At 58.0% G+C, this 16,810-nt stretch carries 12 protein-coding genes and 1 tRNA gene; 5 read left to right on the top strand and 8 right to left on the bottom strand.

Annotated features, from left to right (window positions below):
* Window positions 1-102: 102 nt before the first annotated feature.
* The gene (locus ACYVB2_RS00905) at window positions 103-1,584 is read left to right on the top strand and encodes a Ppx/GppA phosphatase family protein (protein WP_382431442.1); all 1,482 of its coding nucleotides are present in this window, start codon (window positions 103-105) and stop codon (window positions 1,582-1,584) included.
* 53 nt (window positions 1,585-1,637) lie between these two features.
* Here ACYVB2_RS00905 and ACYVB2_RS00900 read toward each other — a convergent pair whose 3' ends face one another.
* Window positions 1,638-2,102 carry a SixA phosphatase family protein gene (locus tag ACYVB2_RS00900; protein ID WP_382431444.1) on the bottom strand — a complete coding sequence of 155 codons (465 nt, stop codon included), beginning with the start codon at window positions 2,100-2,102 and terminating at the stop codon, window positions 1,638-1,640.
* Window position 2,103: 1 nt separating this feature from the next.
* Window positions 2,104-4,218, bottom strand: a complete 2,115-nt coding sequence (ppk1, locus tag ACYVB2_RS00895) for a polyphosphate kinase 1 (RefSeq protein ID WP_460534870.1) — start codon at window positions 4,216-4,218, stop codon at window positions 2,104-2,106.
* A 204-nt stretch (window positions 4,219-4,422) separates the two neighbouring features.
* On the opposite strand from ppk1, the gene ACYVB2_RS00890 reads away from it, so the two are divergent.
* From ACYVB2_RS00890 to ACYVB2_RS00880, 3 genes are all read left to right on the top strand, one after another.
* A complete protein-coding gene (locus ACYVB2_RS00890; RefSeq protein ID WP_382431448.1) occupies window positions 4,423-7,002 on the top strand; it encodes a bifunctional diguanylate cyclase/phosphodiesterase in 2,580 nt (859 codons plus the stop codon).
* A gap of 204 nt (window positions 7,003-7,206) precedes the next feature.
* Window positions 7,207-9,429: a sensor domain-containing protein gene (locus ACYVB2_RS00885; RefSeq protein WP_382431450.1), complete on the top strand. Its 2,223-nt coding sequence runs from the start codon at window positions 7,207-7,209 to the stop codon at window positions 9,427-9,429.
* Between the two features lie 196 nt (window positions 9,430-9,625).
* Window positions 9,626-9,949 carry a hypothetical protein gene (locus ACYVB2_RS00880; protein ID WP_382431452.1) on the top strand — a complete coding sequence of 108 codons (324 nt, stop codon included), beginning with the start codon at window positions 9,626-9,628 and terminating at the stop codon, window positions 9,947-9,949.
* Here the strand turns inward: ACYVB2_RS00880 and glmM are convergent.
* From glmM to ACYVB2_RS00865, 3 genes are all read right to left on the bottom strand, one after another.
* Entirely contained in the window at window positions 9,946-11,301 is a 1,356-nt protein-coding gene (gene glmM / locus ACYVB2_RS00875) for a phosphoglucosamine mutase (RefSeq protein ID WP_382431454.1), read from the bottom strand. The genes ACYVB2_RS00880 and glmM overlap by 4 nt on opposite strands.
* A gap of 94 nt (window positions 11,302-11,395) precedes the next feature.
* Window positions 11,396-11,471 (bottom strand) — tRNA-Lys (locus ACYVB2_RS00870).
* Window positions 11,472-11,553: 82 nt separating this feature from the next.
* The gene (locus tag ACYVB2_RS00865) at window positions 11,554-12,444 is read right to left on the bottom strand and encodes an NAD(P)-dependent oxidoreductase (RefSeq protein ID WP_382431456.1); all 891 of its coding nucleotides are present in this window, start codon (window positions 12,442-12,444) and stop codon (window positions 11,554-11,556) included.
* Between the two features lie 108 nt (window positions 12,445-12,552).
* Here ACYVB2_RS00865 and ACYVB2_RS00860 point away from each other — a divergent pair, with 108 nt between their 5' ends.
* Window positions 12,553-14,922, top strand: a complete 2,370-nt coding sequence (locus tag ACYVB2_RS00860; protein ID WP_382431458.1) for a UvrD-helicase domain-containing protein — start codon at window positions 12,553-12,555, stop codon at window positions 14,920-14,922.
* 9 nt (window positions 14,923-14,931) lie between these two features.
* Here ACYVB2_RS00860 and ACYVB2_RS00855 read toward each other — a convergent pair whose 3' ends face one another.
* Genes ACYVB2_RS00855 through ACYVB2_RS00845 form a run of 3 tightly spaced genes read right to left on the bottom strand, consistent with a single transcriptional unit; the run spans window position 14,932 to window position 16,791 of the window.
* A complete protein-coding gene (locus tag ACYVB2_RS00855) occupies window positions 14,932-15,147 on the bottom strand; it encodes a hypothetical protein (protein WP_382431460.1) in 216 nt (71 codons plus the stop codon).
* The gene (locus ACYVB2_RS00850) at window positions 15,147-15,782 is read right to left on the bottom strand and encodes an FMN-binding negative transcriptional regulator (RefSeq protein ID WP_382431462.1); all 636 of its coding nucleotides are present in this window, start codon (window positions 15,780-15,782) and stop codon (window positions 15,147-15,149) included. The genes ACYVB2_RS00855 and ACYVB2_RS00850 overlap by 1 nt, the downstream gene beginning before the upstream one ends.
* Before the next feature lie 7 nt (window positions 15,783-15,789).
* On the bottom strand, window positions 15,790-16,791 hold the full coding sequence (locus tag ACYVB2_RS00845; protein ID WP_382431464.1) for a hypothetical protein: 1,002 nt from the start codon (window positions 16,789-16,791) through the stop codon (window positions 15,790-15,792).
* Window positions 16,792-16,810 lie beyond the last annotated feature (19 nt).

Below are 16,810 nucleotides of genomic sequence, written 5' to 3'. Positions count from 1 at the left end.
CTGTGGTGCAGCATCTGCACATTGCAGCAGACATTGCCTGCAGGGTGTCTGTGTGCAGGTACGATGCTGAGTCACCAGACACCGGCCCACCTGCACAACCCCATGCAAAACGCAACATTGCTCGCTGCTGTAGATCTTGGATCGAACAGCTTTCGCCTGGAAATTGGCCGCTTCGAGCACGGCCACATCCAGCGCGTTGAATACCTGAAAGAGACCGTGCGCCAAGGCAACGGACTGGATGAGGATCGCAACCTGACCCCCGAGGCTATGCAGCGGGGCTGGGATTGTCTGGCCCGCTTTGCCGAGCGGTTGGCCGATTTTCCTCGGGCGCAGGTGCGGGCCGTGGCTACGCAAACTCTGCGCGATGCCCGTAACCGCGAGATCTTTCTGCAACGGGCCATCCAAATCTTGGGCCATCCGATTGATGTGATTTCGGGGCCAGAAGAGGCGCGGCTGATTTATCAAGGCGTCTCGCGCATGTTGCCGCAGTCGGACGAGCGTCGGCTCGTGGTCGATATTGGTGGCCGCTCTACCGAACTGATCTTGGGGCAAGGCTTTACGGCCCACACGGTGGCCTCGTTTCGTGTGGGCAGCGTGGCTTGGTCTAGCCGCTATTTTGACCACGGTAACTTTACACCCCAAGCTTTTCATACCGCTGAGATTGCGGCCAAGGCGGTGCTGGACGAAGCACTGGTTTCTTACCACCCCAGCACTTGGGACGTTGCCTATGGTTCGTCGGGTACGGTGGGGGCGGTGGGCGATATTTTGGCCGCGGCAGGCTATCTGCCTGCGGGTGTGATCAGCCGAGAGGGGCTGGATTGGCTGCAAGAGCGCCTGTTGCGCGCACAAAATGCCGACCGGATACGGCTCGATGGTCTCAAGGATGAGCGCCGAGCGGTGATTGGTGGTGGCCTGAGTGTGCTGCGGGCCTTGTTCGATCTGCTCGATATTCGGCAAATGCAGGTGGCCCAAGGAGCTTTGCGCCAAGGCGCGTTGTACGACCTGATTGACCGTGAGCAACCAGAAACCGATTTGCGCAGTTCTACCGTACGGGCGCTGATGGAGCGTTTTGCTGTGGATATGCCGCAAGCCGAGCGGGTGGAGCGGGTAGCCTGTGGTTTGTTCTGCCAAGCGGCGCCCGATGCCAATGCCCATGCACAGCGCAAGTTAGGTTGGGCCGCTCGCCTGCATGAAATTGGTTGTCGTATCTCCCACAGCTATTCGCATCGGCATGGTGCCTACATTTTGGACAACACCGATGTGGCAGGATTTTCTCAACCCGAGTTGCATCGCTTGGGCTTGTTGGTGCTGGGCCACCGAGGCAAGGTACACAAATTAGAAACTGATTTGGACGATGCGGTTTTTGCCTTGCAGCTGCTTTGTCTGCGTTTGGCGGTGGCCTTGTGCCATGCACGCCGTGAGCCGCAGGTGCAGGGGCTACAACTAGAGGTGCTGGGCAATGGCTTTTTGCTGCAAATACCGCCAGGGTGGGTGGAGCGTTATCCGCAATCGGCACACCTGTTGCACGAGGAAGTCCAAGCCTGGCAAAAGACGCCTTGGACATTAACGCTGGACATGCCGTAAAACCGTGTCAGGGCGCCACTGAGCGCCCACAGCGTTGTGCTGGCTGCTTGTTGTCAGAGCAGTTCGGGTGACTGCACTGTGAGCAGCACCGTTTCGGTTTGCTCCAATTTTTGGCGCTGGCGCAACCACCAGACGGCACCTTTGCGAATGGAGCATTCCCCAGCCTGTATGCCCAACAATTGGGCTGCTACTTGCCCCAACATGGGTTGGTGCCCTACGACCAGTACGGCCCCTTTGGCATCGGGCCAACGGGCTAACTCCAGCAGTTCTTGGGGCGAGCCATCGGGCAGTAGTTCGGCACGTAGCTTGTATTTGCGATCCAACGCACGCACGGTCTGTTCTGTGCGTACCGCAGGGCTGGCCAGCACGCGCAAACCATCGGGCAAGTGCTTGTGCAGCCAAGCGGCCATGCGCATGGCCTGTTTCTCGCCGCGTGGTGTGAGAACGCGCTGCAAGTCGTCTTGCCCATCGACCAAGTCAAAGGCTTCGGCATGGCGCCACAGAATCAAATCCATCATTTCAGGCCTTTGTGTTGGAGGGGTGGGCCAAGGCATAACGGTGCATCAGGGCATCTTGCGCCCCTGTGCTCGTACCCGTGCTGTGCTCAGATTGGTTGGTATTGGCATAGACGCCATCGGGTTGCAGTATCCAGGCATCGCGGTCATCGCACAGATAGGCGACCAGACATTCATCCAGAATGCGCTGGCGCAGCTTGGCATCGGTGACGGGCCAAGCCACCTCCACCCGGCGCATCATGTTGCGGTTCATCCAGTCGGCGCTAGACAGGTACAGGTCTTCTTGCTCACCGGCACGGAAGTAGAACACCCGACTGTGCTCTAAGAAGCGCCCAATGATGGAGCGCACCCTGACGTTGTCGCTCACGCCTGGCACTTGGGCGGGCAAAATGCAGGCACCGCGCACGATCAAGTCGATTTTGGCACCATGCTGACCCGCCCGCAGCAGGGCGCGTACCAGTGCCTCGTCGGTGAGGGAGTTCATTTTGGCCACAATCCGGGCATCTTTGCCCTCGGCTGCAGCGCGCCCCACCTGCTCAATCTTTTCCATCATGCCCCGGTGCAGATGGAACGGTGCCACCATCAGGCGGCTCATTTTGGGCAGACGGTTTTGGCTGGCCAAGTGGTTAAAGACGTTGTCCATGTCCGCCGTGGTGTCTTCATCGGCGGTGAGGTAGCTCAAATCGGTGTAGAGGCGTGCTGTGCGTGGGTTGTAGTTGCCTGTAGACAGGTGACCATAGCGGCGCAATTGGCGCCCTTCGCGGCGGGTAATGAGCAGCAGCTTGGCATGGGTTTTCAGGCCCACCACGCCATAGACCACCTGCGCCCCCACCGACTCTAGTGCCTCGGCCCAATTGATGTTGGCCTCTTCGTCAAAACGGGCCTTCAACTCCACCACTGCCAACACTTCTTTGCCTCGACGCACGGCCTCGCGCAGCAGATCGAGCATTTGGGGGTCGGAGCCTGTGCGGTAAATGGTCTGCTTGATCGCCAGCACCTGTGGGTCATTGACAGCCTCGCGCAGGAAGGCCAGCACGCCATCAAAACTCTCAAACGGTTGGTGGATCAGCACATCGCCTTTGGTGCGCAGCTGGGTCAGGATAGAGCCACCTTGTGGCATCTGGTGTGGCCAGCAGGGTACCGAGCGCGGAAACACCAACTCGGGCATATCTGCCAGATCGACCAGTTGGGCCAAGCGCACCAGATTGACTGGCCCATGCACCCGGTACAGGGCTTCGGTGGGCAGATTGAACTGGGCCAGCAAAAAATCGGCCAAAAATTCTGAACAGCCTGCCGATACCTCTAGCCGCACGGCTTCACCATAATGGCGTTGCTGTAAGCCTTGGCGCAGGGCCGTGCGCAGATTGCGCGCATCCTCTTCATCCACAGCCAAATCGGAGTGGCGTGTGACGCGGAACTGCGAAAACGCCGTGACTTCGCGCTCAGGAAACAAATCGACCAGGTGCGCCCGCACAACGCTGGACAAGCTGACGCATTGCACACCCTTGGCTACGCTGGCGGGCATGCGAATTAGGCGCGGCAGCACGCGTGGGATTTTGACAATCGCAATCTCGTTCTCGCGGCCAAAAGCGTCGCCACCTTTGAGGCGGACAATGAAATTGAGCGATTTGTTGGCTACTTGTGGGAAGGGGTGCGCTGGGTCTAGGCCTATGGGGATCAACAGGGGCCGCACTTCACGCTGGAAATACTCTTGTACCCAACGGCGCTGGGCCGGGTTGCGCTCGCCATGCGGAATGATACGGATGCCGTGGGCGGCCAGTGCAGGCACCAGTTCGTCGTTGTAGAGCGCATATTGGCGCTCTACCAAATCGTGCGCTTTGGCTGCCAGTGCCTTGAAAGAGGCTTGTGTATAAACACCCTTAGTCTCGCCGCTGCGCGCTGCGGCCAAATGGGGGGCTGCACGCACCTCAAAAAATTCGTCTAGATTGGAGGAGACGATGGTCAGGTAACGCACCCGCTCCAGCAGTGGCACATCGGAGCGCACGGCCCAGTCAAATACCCGTTCATTAAAGGCCATGATGCTGTGATCGCGATCCAGCAAGGTGGCAGGTGGCAATGGAGAGGAGTCAACAGCAGAGCTGACAGGATGCGACGCCATCACGACGTGATCCGCAGAAAGAGGGGGCATGGCGCGAATGGGATTCAAAGCTAATTGTGACAGTATTGGCGCAGGATGTGTCAATTTCATGACGTACATCATGACAAGACAGCCTTGGGACGGCAAGCACTTGCCTTGGTTTTCCAATGTTGTATCTGCGCAAAATGCAATCAACCTTGCATAATCCGATGAGGATATTGCATCGTGCTACAACACCTCTCTTTCTCTTGCCTCTCGCCGCTTCATGCGGGGGTGCTGGCTTTTGTGGGCACGGCATGGTGCTGCGGTGCCTTGATTTGGCATTTGGAGCAGCAAGACTTGGCCCAGCAGCGCCACCAGGTGTCAGGGTTGGCCAGTGACCATGCGCGTTCATTGCAGCGTGGTATTGAGTCGGCACTTTCGGCCAACAATGTGCTGGTGGCTTTGGTGCGCCAAGGCCAAGGGGAGGTGCAGGGGTTTGAGGCCATTGGCGGGCAGCTGTTGCCTTTTTACCCAGGCATCGTGGCGATGGGGTTGGCCCCCAACGGTGTGGTGCAAAAAGTGGTGCCCGCCCAAGGCAATGAAGCCCTGTTAGGCTTTGATCAGTTGAATGACCCTGCGCAAGGCGCCGAGGCTGCTTTGGCACGCGACAGTGGTCAGCTCACCTTGGCTGGGCCATTGCCCTTGGTGCAAGGTGGTGTGGGGGTGGTGGGGCGTCACCCGGTTTATTTGAGCGACGAACGGGGACAACGGCATTTTTGGGGCTTTACCCATGTCACGATTCGCATTGCCGATGTATTGGCGGCAGCCAACTTTCCACAGTTGGTAGAGCGGGGCTATCAGTATCGGCTGTCGCGTGTTTTGCCGCATACGGGGCAGACGCAGGAGATCAGCGTTTCCAGCCCTCCGCCGGGTAGTCGGCCTGTAGTGCATGGGCTCTCATTACCCAATGGGCAATGGTCGTTGGCTGTGACACCCACCCAAGGTTGGGGCAGTCCGGTGCGGCTGGTAGGCCGTGGTTTGCTCGGGCTGTTGATGAGTTTGTTGATTGGGCATTTGGTGCGCTTGCTATTGCAACTCAAGGCCCATGAAAGAGACTTAGAGTCGTTGGTGCATGCCCGCACCGCTGAAATCTTTAGCACCCAACAGCAACTCCAAGCCACGGTAGACGCTATTCCAGACATGCTGCTGGAGTTGGATGATCATGGCCGGTTTTTGCAAATCGACCATGCCCATGCCAACGCGCTGGCGCTGCCGGCTGCCAAGTTGTTGGGTCGCTATCTTTGGGAGGTACTACCCGAAGAGAGCAGCAAAACTTTGGTAGCGGCCCTCGAAGAGGCGCGGCAGCAGGGATGCTCTACAGGGCAACAGATTTGTCTGCCCATGCCAGAGCAGGGGCAAAGTTGGTTTGAGTTGTCGGTAGCGCGCAAAGCAGCCACCAGTGACAGTGCCCCTGGCTATGTATTGCTGGCCCGTGATATTACCCAGCAGCGGGCTGCCCTAGAAAAAATTGAGCATCTGGCCCATTTTGACCATCTTACGGGCCTGCCCAATCGGGCACTGTTGGCCCAGCGGGCCGCCCAGATGATTGACCGCCAACGCAGCCACAACGGCAATTTGGCCGTGCTGTTTCTCGATTTAGACCACTTCAAAAATGTCAACGATTCATTAGGGCACCGCATGGGTGATGCTCTGTTGGTCACGCTCGCCCAGCGCCTGCAAACCTTGGCCCGCGAGCAAGACACGGTGTCGCGCCTAGGGGGGGATGAGTTTTTGCTGCTGTTGCCAGATACGGAGGCCGAGGCGGCGGCCCGTATGGCGACCCACTTGCTGCGGGGGTTGTCTGAGCCATGCCAGTTAGAGGGGCATGAGTTGAGCACCACTTTGTCGATTGGGATTTCCATTTTTCCCAAAGACGGAGAGCATTTTGACACCTTGTACCAGCGTGCTGATGCTGCCATGTACCGTGCCAAGCGCAGTGGCCGCAACCGCTACAGTTTTTTCACTGCCGACTTAGAAGCCTCTTCCGCACGGGCTTTGATGCTAGAAAATGCGCTCCACCGGGCATTGGAGCGCCAGCAGTTTGCCTTGCATTACCAAGCCCAAGTGGCGCTACAAACCGGCCAGATCGTTGGTGCCGAGGCGCTGCTGCGTTGGCAGCACCCCGAGTGGGGGCCGATTTCGCCTGCCGAATTTATTCCAATTGCCGAAAACAGCGGCATGATCATAGCCATTGGAGAATGGGTGCTCGCCACGGCGGCCCGAGACGCCAAACGGTGGTTGGATCAGGGCATTGGGCTGCGCACGGTCTCGGTCAACCTGTCGGCGGTGCAGTTTCGCCACCCGCAGTTATTAGAGATGGTGTCGCGCTGCTTAGACGAAGCCCAACTACCAGGCCATCGGCTTGAGCTGGAATTGACAGAAGGTGCTGCCGTAGACGATCCGGCCTCCGCCTTGGACGTGATGACGCAACTGCATGAGCGGGGTGCCCATCTATCGATGGATGACTTTGGTACGGGGTACTCATCGCTCAATCAGCTCAAGCGTTTTCCTTTGGGCAAGCTCAAGATTGACCAGTCTTTTGTCCGAGATGTCCATGAAGACGCCAATGATCGGGCAATCATCAGCGCCATCATCCACATGGCCCAAGCTTTGGGTATGCGCACTACTGCCGAAGGGGTAGAAACCGAGGCACAACGGGCCTTTTTGCTGGAGCAAGGCTGTGATGAGGGGCAGGGTTACCTGTTCAGCCGTCCCTTGCCTGTGGCCGCCTTTGAGGCACTGTTGCACCAACAGCAAAGTTAACAGTCGCTGGTGGTTCGCCCATTGGACAAGTGGGTGACTGCTACACTTTAGCGTGTCACAACCCCACCCCCTGAAAGTCCCACTTTGGAAGCGGTTGCCCGTCTTCGTGAGTGTTGCCTACTGCAAGGGAGAGGTTTCCAACCGAGGTTAGCTTTAGATGAATGAACTACGGTAGCCATCCGATCGGCTGCTACTACCGGCCACATGCCCGCTCTACACGATATCTCCGCCTCTACCCTGCTGCCGCCAGCCACGGATCAGGCATGGCTGCGCACCCTGCGTGAACACCAAGTCTTACTCGACAACGCTGGGATGGGCATTGTGTTTATCCGTGATCGGGTGGTGGTGCGTGCCAATGCCCGTTATGCCGAGATTTTTGGTTACGACTCTCACCAAGAACTGATCGGTCAGGGCAGTGTGGGTTTCTATCCAGACCAGGCGGCTTTTCGCGCCTTAGGGCGTGCAGCCTACCCGGTGATGTCCAGAGGCCGTACCTACCATACAGAGCGACAAATGCGCCGTTGCGATGGCCGTTTGTTTTGGGCGCGCCTGACGGGTACCCTGATCAATCCACAGGACACGACAGAAGGTTCCATCTGGATCATTGACAACATCGACGAGCAGAAAAACATCCAGCTTCGGCTCGATACAGCCCTGCGAGAAAAGCAGGCACTGCTTGACAACGCTTTGATGGGCATGGTGTTTTTGACCCAGCAGCGCCTGACCCATTGCAACCGGCATTTTGAACAGATGCTGGGTTACCACCCCGGTGAACTGGTAGGCACTGGCATTGAGCACTGGTTTTCCCATCCCCAAGATTGGCAGCGGTGGAGTGCCTTGCTGGCGCAAGGGCAGGCCTCGGGGGGGGAGGTGTTGCTGCGCAAAAAAGATGGCACCACCATAGCCTGTGAGGTGCGTGGTCAGCCTGTGAATCCTGCGCAGCCCGATGGTGGCACCGTTTGGATCGTGCTAGACATCACAGAACGCCAGCGCACACAAGCCGAGCTAGCACAGGCCCACGAGGCGCTGGAACAAACAGTGCAGGAGCGCACCCAGCAGTTGCGCGAGACCGTCAACAGCTTGCACCACGAAATCAACGATAGGCGTAAAGACCAAGAACGAATTTACTGGTTGGCCCATTACGACCCGCTGACCAGCTTGCCCAACCGCACCCTGCTGGCCGAGCGTAGCAGCCAAGCCATTGAATTGGCCCGCAAAGAGCAGACGCCTCTGGCCGTTATCTTTCTGGATCTGGATCACTTCAAGCATGTCAACGACTCGCTAGGGCACCGGGTGGGCGATGCGCTGCTGGTTGCCATTGCCCAGCGTTTGCGGGCTGTAGTGCGTGAGCGCGATACAGTGTGCCGTGTGGGTGGAGATGAGTTTATCTTGTTGCTGCCTGGTGCCAATGCGCAGGGTGCCGAGCGTGTGGCCAACAAATTGCTGGAAGCAGCGCGCCAGCCTTACCAAATAGAGCACCATGAGCTGACGATGGCGCCCTCTATGGGCATCGCGCTCTACCCAGATGATGGCACTGACTTTGCCACCCTGAACCAAGCCGCTGATGTGGCCATGTACCGTGCCAAGTTGGACGGTCGCAATACCTACAGTTTTTTCACCCCTGAAATGCGGGCCCAGTCGGTGCGGGCGTTGCAACTGGAAAACGCCCTGCGCCGTGCGCTGGAGCGAGAGCAGTTTACGCTGCACTACCAACCACAAATTTGCATTGCCACTGGCCAGATCACGGGTGTGGAGGCATTGCTGCGCTGGCAGCACCCCGAATTGGGCGCTATTTCTCCCGCCGAATTCATTCCGATTGCCGAAGATTGCGGCCAAATTTTGCCCATCGGAGAATGGGTGTTGCGCGAAGCACTGCGCCAATTGCAGGCATGGCGCAAGATGGGGCTGATGCTCGAGACGATGGCCGTCAACCTGTCGGCGGTGCAGTTTCGCCAGCCCCAGTTTCCCCAACTGGTCACGCGCATTTTGCAAGAAAGTGGCCTGCCTGCCCATGCGCTGGAGCTGGAACTGACCGAAGGCGTAGCGATGGACGATCCGCGCGCCGCTATTGCAACGATGGACGAGCTGCATAGCCACGGGGTACTGCTGTCGATTGATGATTTTGGCACGGGGTATTCGTCCCTGAGCCAACTCAAGCGTTTTCCTGTCTATAAGCTCAAGATTGACCAATCTTTTGTGCGTGACTTGGACGATGATGCCAACGACCGGGCCATTGTCAGTGCCATCATTCGCATGGCCCAGGCATTGGGTATGCAGACCATTGCCGAAGGGGTAGAAACCAGTGGCCAATTGGCATTTTTGCGCGAGCAAGGTTGCACGGAGGCCCAAGGTTATTACTATGGCCGCCCCATGCCGGCTACACAGCTACAGGCATTGTTGGCTGGCGCTACGGGCAGCAGAGCTTGAAGGGGCAGGTGTCTTTACTTTCACACCCGATTGGGAGACGATCAGGCATCTGTCCCACCAACCCATGCAACGCTATGCAGCAGGAGGTTGTTACAAAATCATACACAATCGATGGTGTAATCAGCCTACTGCGGATATGCCCACTCTCTGGTGCTAGAGAGATGGGTCAGACGAGACACTTTCAGGAGAGAGAATAATGGCCACTATACCCATCACTACAGCAGCAACTTCCCCCCAAACCCAGGCCCAAATGGCACGGCGGGAAGCCCAGCAGGCCGAGCAAGATGCCAAAACGCTGCAAACCAAGGCCCAAGAAGCCCAGCGTACGGCCAACATGGAGCAGGCCCGTGCTGACAAAATCAACCAACAGGCCGAACAGGCAGGTCAGCGGTCTGACGTTGCCAACGACAATGCCGCCGCCACTGAAGCCAATGCCCGCCGCAGCAATGCGGCTGCCTCACGCATCAATGTCAATGGCTCTGGACAAATCACAGGCGTTTGGGTAGACACCAAGGCTTAACAGGCATTCACTGCCAGTGAGCCTGTGCAGGCCGCTTTGCTCAGACGCTCGGCACAGCGTCTGGCTACCGCCGCATCAGCGGCCTCCACCATAATGCGCAGCACCGGCTCGGTGCCACTGGGGCGAATCAGGATGCGCCCAGACAGGCCCAGCTCTGCCTCGACGCTCTGCGCTTCCTGTACCAGATGTGTGTTGCAGCGCCAGTCCTGCCCCAACGGCACACGCACATTCAATAGCACTTGCGGAAACAGCGTCAAACCCGTCAGCAATTGCGCCATGCTTTGCTCGCTGCGCACACAGTATTGAAGCACCTGTAAGGCACTGACCAGCCCATCGCCGGTGGTCTGCCGGTCTAGCACCAGCAGATGCCCCGAGCTTTCTCCGCCCAGCACCCAGTGGTGGCGTGCCAGTGTTTCCAGCACATACCGATCCCCCACCTTGGCCCGCTCAAACTGAACGCCCCGCGCACGAAAAGCCAGTTCTACCGCCATATTGGTCATCAGGGTGCCTACCACGCCGGGCACGTCTTCATCACGGCCCATGCGGTCAATTGCCATCAGGTAAAGCAGTTCATCGCCGTTGTAGAGTCTGCCTTGGGCATCGACCATTTGCAGCCGATCGGCATCGCCATCCAGGGCAATACCATAGTCGGCCCGGTTGGCATGTACAGCACGCACTAGGGCATCTGGATGGGTGGCCCCCACCTCATGGTTGATGTTGAGGCCATCAGGGGAACAGCCAATCGCAATGACCTCGGCGCCCAGCTCATGAAAGACCTTGGGAGCGATATGGTAGGCTGCACCGTGGGCCGCATCCACCACGATTTTCAGCCCCTTGAGGGTCAGGTCTTGGGCAAAGGTGCTCTTGCAAAATTCGATGTAGCGCCCGGCCGCATCATCGAGGCGGCGGGTTTTGCCCAAAGAGGCTGAATCCGCCCATACAGGGGATTCTTGTAATGCGGCCTCTACCTCCAACTCCCAAGCGTCCGGCAATTTGCTGCCTTGCGCACTGAAGAATTTGATGCCGTTGTCGGGATAGGGGTTGTGGCTGGCGCTGATCACGACACCCAAACTGGCCCGCTGCGCGCGGGTGAGGTAGGCCACCCCCGGCGTGGGCAGCGGCCCAAGCAGTACCACATCCACTCCAGCCGAATTAAAGCCTGACTCCAGCGCGCTCTCGAGCATATAGCCTGAAATACGGGTGTCTTTGCCAATGAGCACCGTGGGGCGTTCTTCGGTGCGCTTGAGCACTCGGCCCACGGCATGGGCCAATCGGAGAACAAAATCAGGGGTGATGGGATGCTGGCCTACCGTGCCACGAATGCCATCGGTGCCGAAATATTGACGTGTCATGCGATGCTGCCTGGTAAAAAATGCCAACGCAGCCGGACAGGAGGTTCCAAGCAAAAAGCCCTGTTATCGTGGGATAACAGGGCTTTTCTGTAAGTGGTGGGTCCTGAGTGACTCGAACACTCGACCTACGGATTAAGAGTCCGCTGCTCTACCAACTGAGCTAAGAACCCACTTAAAAATTGTGTCGCTTGCTGCGAAGAACTCAATTATGCACTAATTTTTACGATGCCTCATCCAAAGATGGCGAAATTTTTATTTCGCTAGACCATTGCGCCGTGCCAGCTCCAAAAATAGGGCGCTTTGGTCTAAATCAGCCCAGCCATGTTCGGCGGTTTGGGTGTAGAGCTGCTTTAACAGGGCAGTGATCGGAGCCTCAAAGCCCAACTCATCGGCGGTAGCCAAGGCGTTTCGCATATCCTTGAGTTGCACATTGACCCGCCCCCGTGGCGCAAAGTCTTGTTCTACCATGCGCTGACCATGCAATTGGAGGATGCGGCTATCGGCAAAGCCACCGCTGATGGCCTCGCGCACCTTAGCCATGTCGGCGCCCCCTTTGGCAGCCAGCAGCAGCGCCTCGGCCACGGCCCCAATGGTGATGCCGACAATCATCTGGTTGGCGAGCTTGGTCAGTTGCCCCGTGCCATGCGGCCCCACATGGGTGGCCCGCCCCAGTGCAGCAAACACCGGCTGGGCACGGACAAAATCTGCCGCAACTCCACCCACCATGATCGCCAAGGTGCCTGCTTCGGCACCCACAGTGCCGCCAGAGACGGGAGCATCCAAACAAGCGATGCCCTGTGCTTGCAAGCGCAGGGCATGGTCACGCGCCTCACGCGGTTGAATGGATGCCATGTCAATGAACAAGCTGCCTGGGTGCATGGCCGCTGCTGCCCCTTGCTGGAACAACACATCTGCCACCACTGGGCCATTTTCGAGCAGACTGAGCACGATGTCGGCATTGCGCACGGCATCGGCAGCCTTCTCATGCACTATGGCTCCAGCAGTGCTTAGCGGTTCTGCCTTGGCGCGGGTGCGGTTCCAAACCTGCACGCGGTGCCCTGCAGCACATAAACGTTGGGCGATGGGCAAGCCCATCATGCCGATACCCAGCACCGCCAATGAGAGAGAAGATGGCTTGTTCATGACAAAAAATTGCGAAAAACCGGGGGCAGAGGCCAAAAAACAGAGCCAGATTTTACGTACCAGAATGCCAAGGCCGCTATACACGGTCTGGGTTTCTACAATGCCCACATGGCCCCACATTCTTCGCTTCTAGACTCCTCTGCCCCTGACACGGCGGCATTGCTGCGTTGCCTCAACCCCGAGCAACGGGCCGCTGTGACCCTGCCCAACGGCCATGCTTTGGTGCTGGCTGGTGCTGGCTCGGGCAAAACCCGCGTACTCACCACCCGCATTGCTTGGCTATTGCACACGGGGCAAGCCAGCCCCGGTAGCATTTTGGCCGTCACCTTTACCAATAAAGCGGCCAAAGAGATGCTCACCCGCCTTGGAGCCATGCTACCGGTGGCGGTGCGCGGTATGTGGATAGGCACTTTCCACGGCTTGTGCAACCGGTTGTTGCGCATCCATCACCACGCAGCGGGTTTGCCGCAGACTTTTCACATTCTGGACACCCAAGACCAGCTTGCTGCCATCAAGCGGCTGTGTAAGCAGTTTGGTGTGGATGAGGAGCGTTTTCCACCCAAGCAGGTGCAATACTTTATTGCCGGTTGCAAAGAAGAGGGCCGCCGCCCGCGCGATGTGGCTGGCATTGACCCCGACACGCGCAAAAAGGTGGAGCTATACCAGCTTTACGAAGAGCAATGCCAGCGCGAAGGCGTTGTGGATTTTGGCGAACTGATGTTGCGCAGCTATGAATTGCTGCGCGACAACGACCCACTGCGCGCCCACTACCAACGGCGTTTTGCCCATATCTTGGTGGATGAGTTTCAAGACACCAACCGTCTGCAATACCTGTGGCTCAAGCAACTGGCGGGCGACGAGGTAGATGGGCAATTGCACACCCATGCCAGCGTGATTGCCGTGGGCGACGATGACCAAAGCATCTACGCCTTTCGGGGGGCGCGGGTGGGCAATATGCAAGACTTTTTGCGCGAGTTTGATGTGCAGCAGCAGATCAAGTTGGAGCAAAACTACCGCAGCTATAGCAATATTCTGGACGCAGCCAACCAGCTCATCAGCCACAACAGCCGCCGTTTGGGTAAAAACCTGCGCACCGAACAAGGCCCCGGCGAGCCGGTGCGCGTGTATGAAGCGGTGAGTGATTTGGCCGAGGCGCAATGGATGGCCGATGAAATCCGCCAGTTGCTCCAATCTGACCAGCTCCGGCACCAAGAAATTGCCGTGCTTTACCGCAGCAACGCCCAAAGCCGGGTGATTGAGTCGGCGCTGTTCAATGCCCGTATTCCGTACCGTGTTTATGGTGGTTTGCGCTTTTTTGAACGTGCCGAAATCAAACACGCCTTGGCCTATCTGCGCTTGTTAGAAAACCCGCACGACGACACCAGTTTTATGCGTGTCGTCAACTTTCCGCCACGTGGCATTGGTGCGCGCAGTGTCGAGGTTTTGCAAGACAGCGCCCGCAGCAGTGGCTGCTCGTTGCATGACGCGGTATCGTTGGTGCCGGGCAGTGCCGGGGCCAAACTGAATCAGTTTGTTGCGCTGGTGGAGGTACTGAGCGAACAGATGCAAGGTGAGAACCTGCGCACCATCATCGACCAGATGCTGCACGCCAGTGGACTTTTGGCCCACTACCGCGCGGACAAAGACGGTGCTGACCGTGTTGAAAATCTGGAAGAACTGGTCAATGCAGGTGAGAGTTTTGTCACCCTCGAAGGCTTTGGCCGCGATGCGGTGGCGCTGCCGGTGGATGAGCATGGCGTTGCTACCACCACCCTACCCGACTTTGTGGATGGGGATACGGGCGAGACACTCTCGCCCTTGGCGGCCTTTTTAACCCATGCGGCGCTGGAAGCGGGCGACAACCAAGCCCAAGCGGGCCAAGAAGCTGTGCAACTCATGACGGTGCATGCGAGCAAGGGGTTGGAGTTTGACTGCGTCTTTATTGGTGGGTTGGAGGAAGGACTGTTTCCGCACGACCAATCGGTGGGTGAGCGCGATGGCCTCGAAGAAGAGCGCCGCTTGATGTATGTAGCCATTACCCGTGCGCGCCAGCGCCTGTACCTGAGCCACGCGCAAACGCGGATGCTCCACGGCCAGACACGCTACAACGAGAAAAGCCGCTTTTTTCAGGAGTTGCCCGACAGCGCCCTGAAATGGCTGACACCGCAGCGCAGTGGCTTTGGCAGTTTTGCTCCCCGTGCCAGTCAAGGCAGCAGCTATGGTGGTTACAGCGCCTACAGCAAGGGCAGCGCAGGCAGCAAAACCGAGACCTTTGCCAGCCCGCCGGTGCCAGTGCAAAAAGCCACGCCATCGCATGGCTTGCGCGCCGGTACAGCGGTGTTTCACACCAAGTTTGGTGAAGGCAAGGTGTTGGCAATTGAGGGCACGGGGGACGATGCCCGCGCCCATGTTCATTTTGGCCGCCACGGTAGCAAATGGTTGGCGCTGGCGGTGGCCAAGCTCACCATCGTCTCATAAGGCTACATGCTACTTTGCGCCTTCGGTGGCTTGTCGTTGGCGCTGGTATTGGTCATACGAGGTACTGGTGCCCGCCATACAGCGGTTGCGCTGCTGGGCATCGGGCATCTTGTTGCACTCTTGGCGCTGCCACAGCTGGCCTGCGCCATACCATTGTTCTGAGGCGCAGCCGCCCAAGCCGCCCAACACAGTGACCGCCACCAAGGCGAGAGAGCGCCAACGCATCACCGCGCTCCCAGCGTTTGCACCAACTCGGCCATCTGCAACGATGGTGCCGTGCCTTGCTGTACCAGCCCCTCTACCACGCTGTGCTGGTTGGGTGTGGATTGGTTTTGGCTGACTTTCCATTTGCCCTGCATCCGTTGGATGGAAAACTCCACGCCCACGATGCCCGCCAGCAGCTTTTGGGTGAAATCAGCCGGGGCATCGGACACCTGCCACGGCTGCGCTTGTGCTGCCTCGTGCTGCTGGGTGAGTTGCGTGACAATTTCCAGGAGGTCATCGGGGGCGTGTAGGGCTTTGAGCGTGGCATAGACATGCACCACCGCGTAATTCCAAGTAGGAACCACTTTGCCATCTATGGGTTTGCTGGCGTACCACTGGGGCGAAATATAGGTGGACGGGCCTTGAAAAATCAAGAGCAGCTCTTGTGTTGGGGGGCATTGCCATAGTGGGTTGTTTTTCGCCACATGGCCCAGCAGTTGGCCCCATCCATCGGGCGCAGGGCGATGGAACACAGGCAGATGGTCTGCCACCAAACCTGATGGGCTGTTGGCCACCACAGTGGCCAACGGAAACGCCTCTATCAGCTCTAAAAGTAACTCAGGCTGGTCTTGCTGAAAATGAGCTGGGCAGTACATAGTTGCTTCAGGTGGCCAATGCTTGTAAATCTGGGGCAATGCTGCCATAGCTGACCAAATGCACCTCTAGCGCCACGCCTTGAAAACGTTGCAGACTACGGACGATAGCCTGCACGATCCAATCTCGGTGATTACCAAAGGCACCGCCCCCCAGCATGGTGAGGTACACCCTAGGATTTTTGTGTTTGGCCGCATTAAGCACGCCAGCCCATAGCGTAGCCTCATAAGCGGCTTCGAGCACCAAACGGGCAAAAGGCTCCCAGAGGTGAAGATCAGCCCGGCTATAGGCTACCGGCAAGGCAGAACAAAAGGCTTGCGAAACCTGCTGATCTTGCGCCGCACCTTGGGCCGTTACTTCCACATCCCAATGTAGACCAATGCGCAATTGCGCTCGCAAAGCATCGCGCTGTGCTTCATCGGCGTGCAGGAGCAGGGCATGGATCTGTTCCAGTGTAGCTACCGATGGCAGGGCATAGCCGTTGTGCATAGGCATGGTCTGCTCCACCCCTAAGGCTCTGCTCAGGTCTTGCAATGTGTTGATTTGGCAGGTTTTGGTTTGCCCTACCTGATCTTCTAGCGGCACAAAGTAGTTGCGATAGATAGTAGCGGCCCCCGCTGCCATCGCACAGGCTGGGCCTTGGGTGTGATCCGATTGGTAGCGGGTGACCCCCTGTTCTGGCGTGACCCTGTAATCGGTCATTTCCAGCAGATTAAATTGCGATGCCACTTGGATCAGTGCGTGGTTTGTCTCTGGCTGGGTATGCAGTGCGTAGGCATTGGCGATGGTATTGCGTACCACCAACTCCCCTGATACAGCGCCTTGCAGTGGCAGTGCCCGCTCGCGCAGTATTGCCAGTGTCGGGGTTTCCAAATAACCAATGCCAAAGCTGCGTTGGTTGACCAAAGAAATCAGCCGTTGGCCCTGCACCTGTAGCTTACGCTGGACATCGTGGTAGTCAACCTCGGCAAAGCCCGTCAGGGTTTCAAACCAGTTGGAGAGGGGTGGCATGGCATAGCCTTATGGCAGT

Source organism: Giesbergeria giesbergeri (assembly GCF_054779375.1).
The sequence above is the reverse complement of the archived record's forward strand: the minus strand, read 5'-3'. Positions and strand labels throughout refer to the sequence as shown.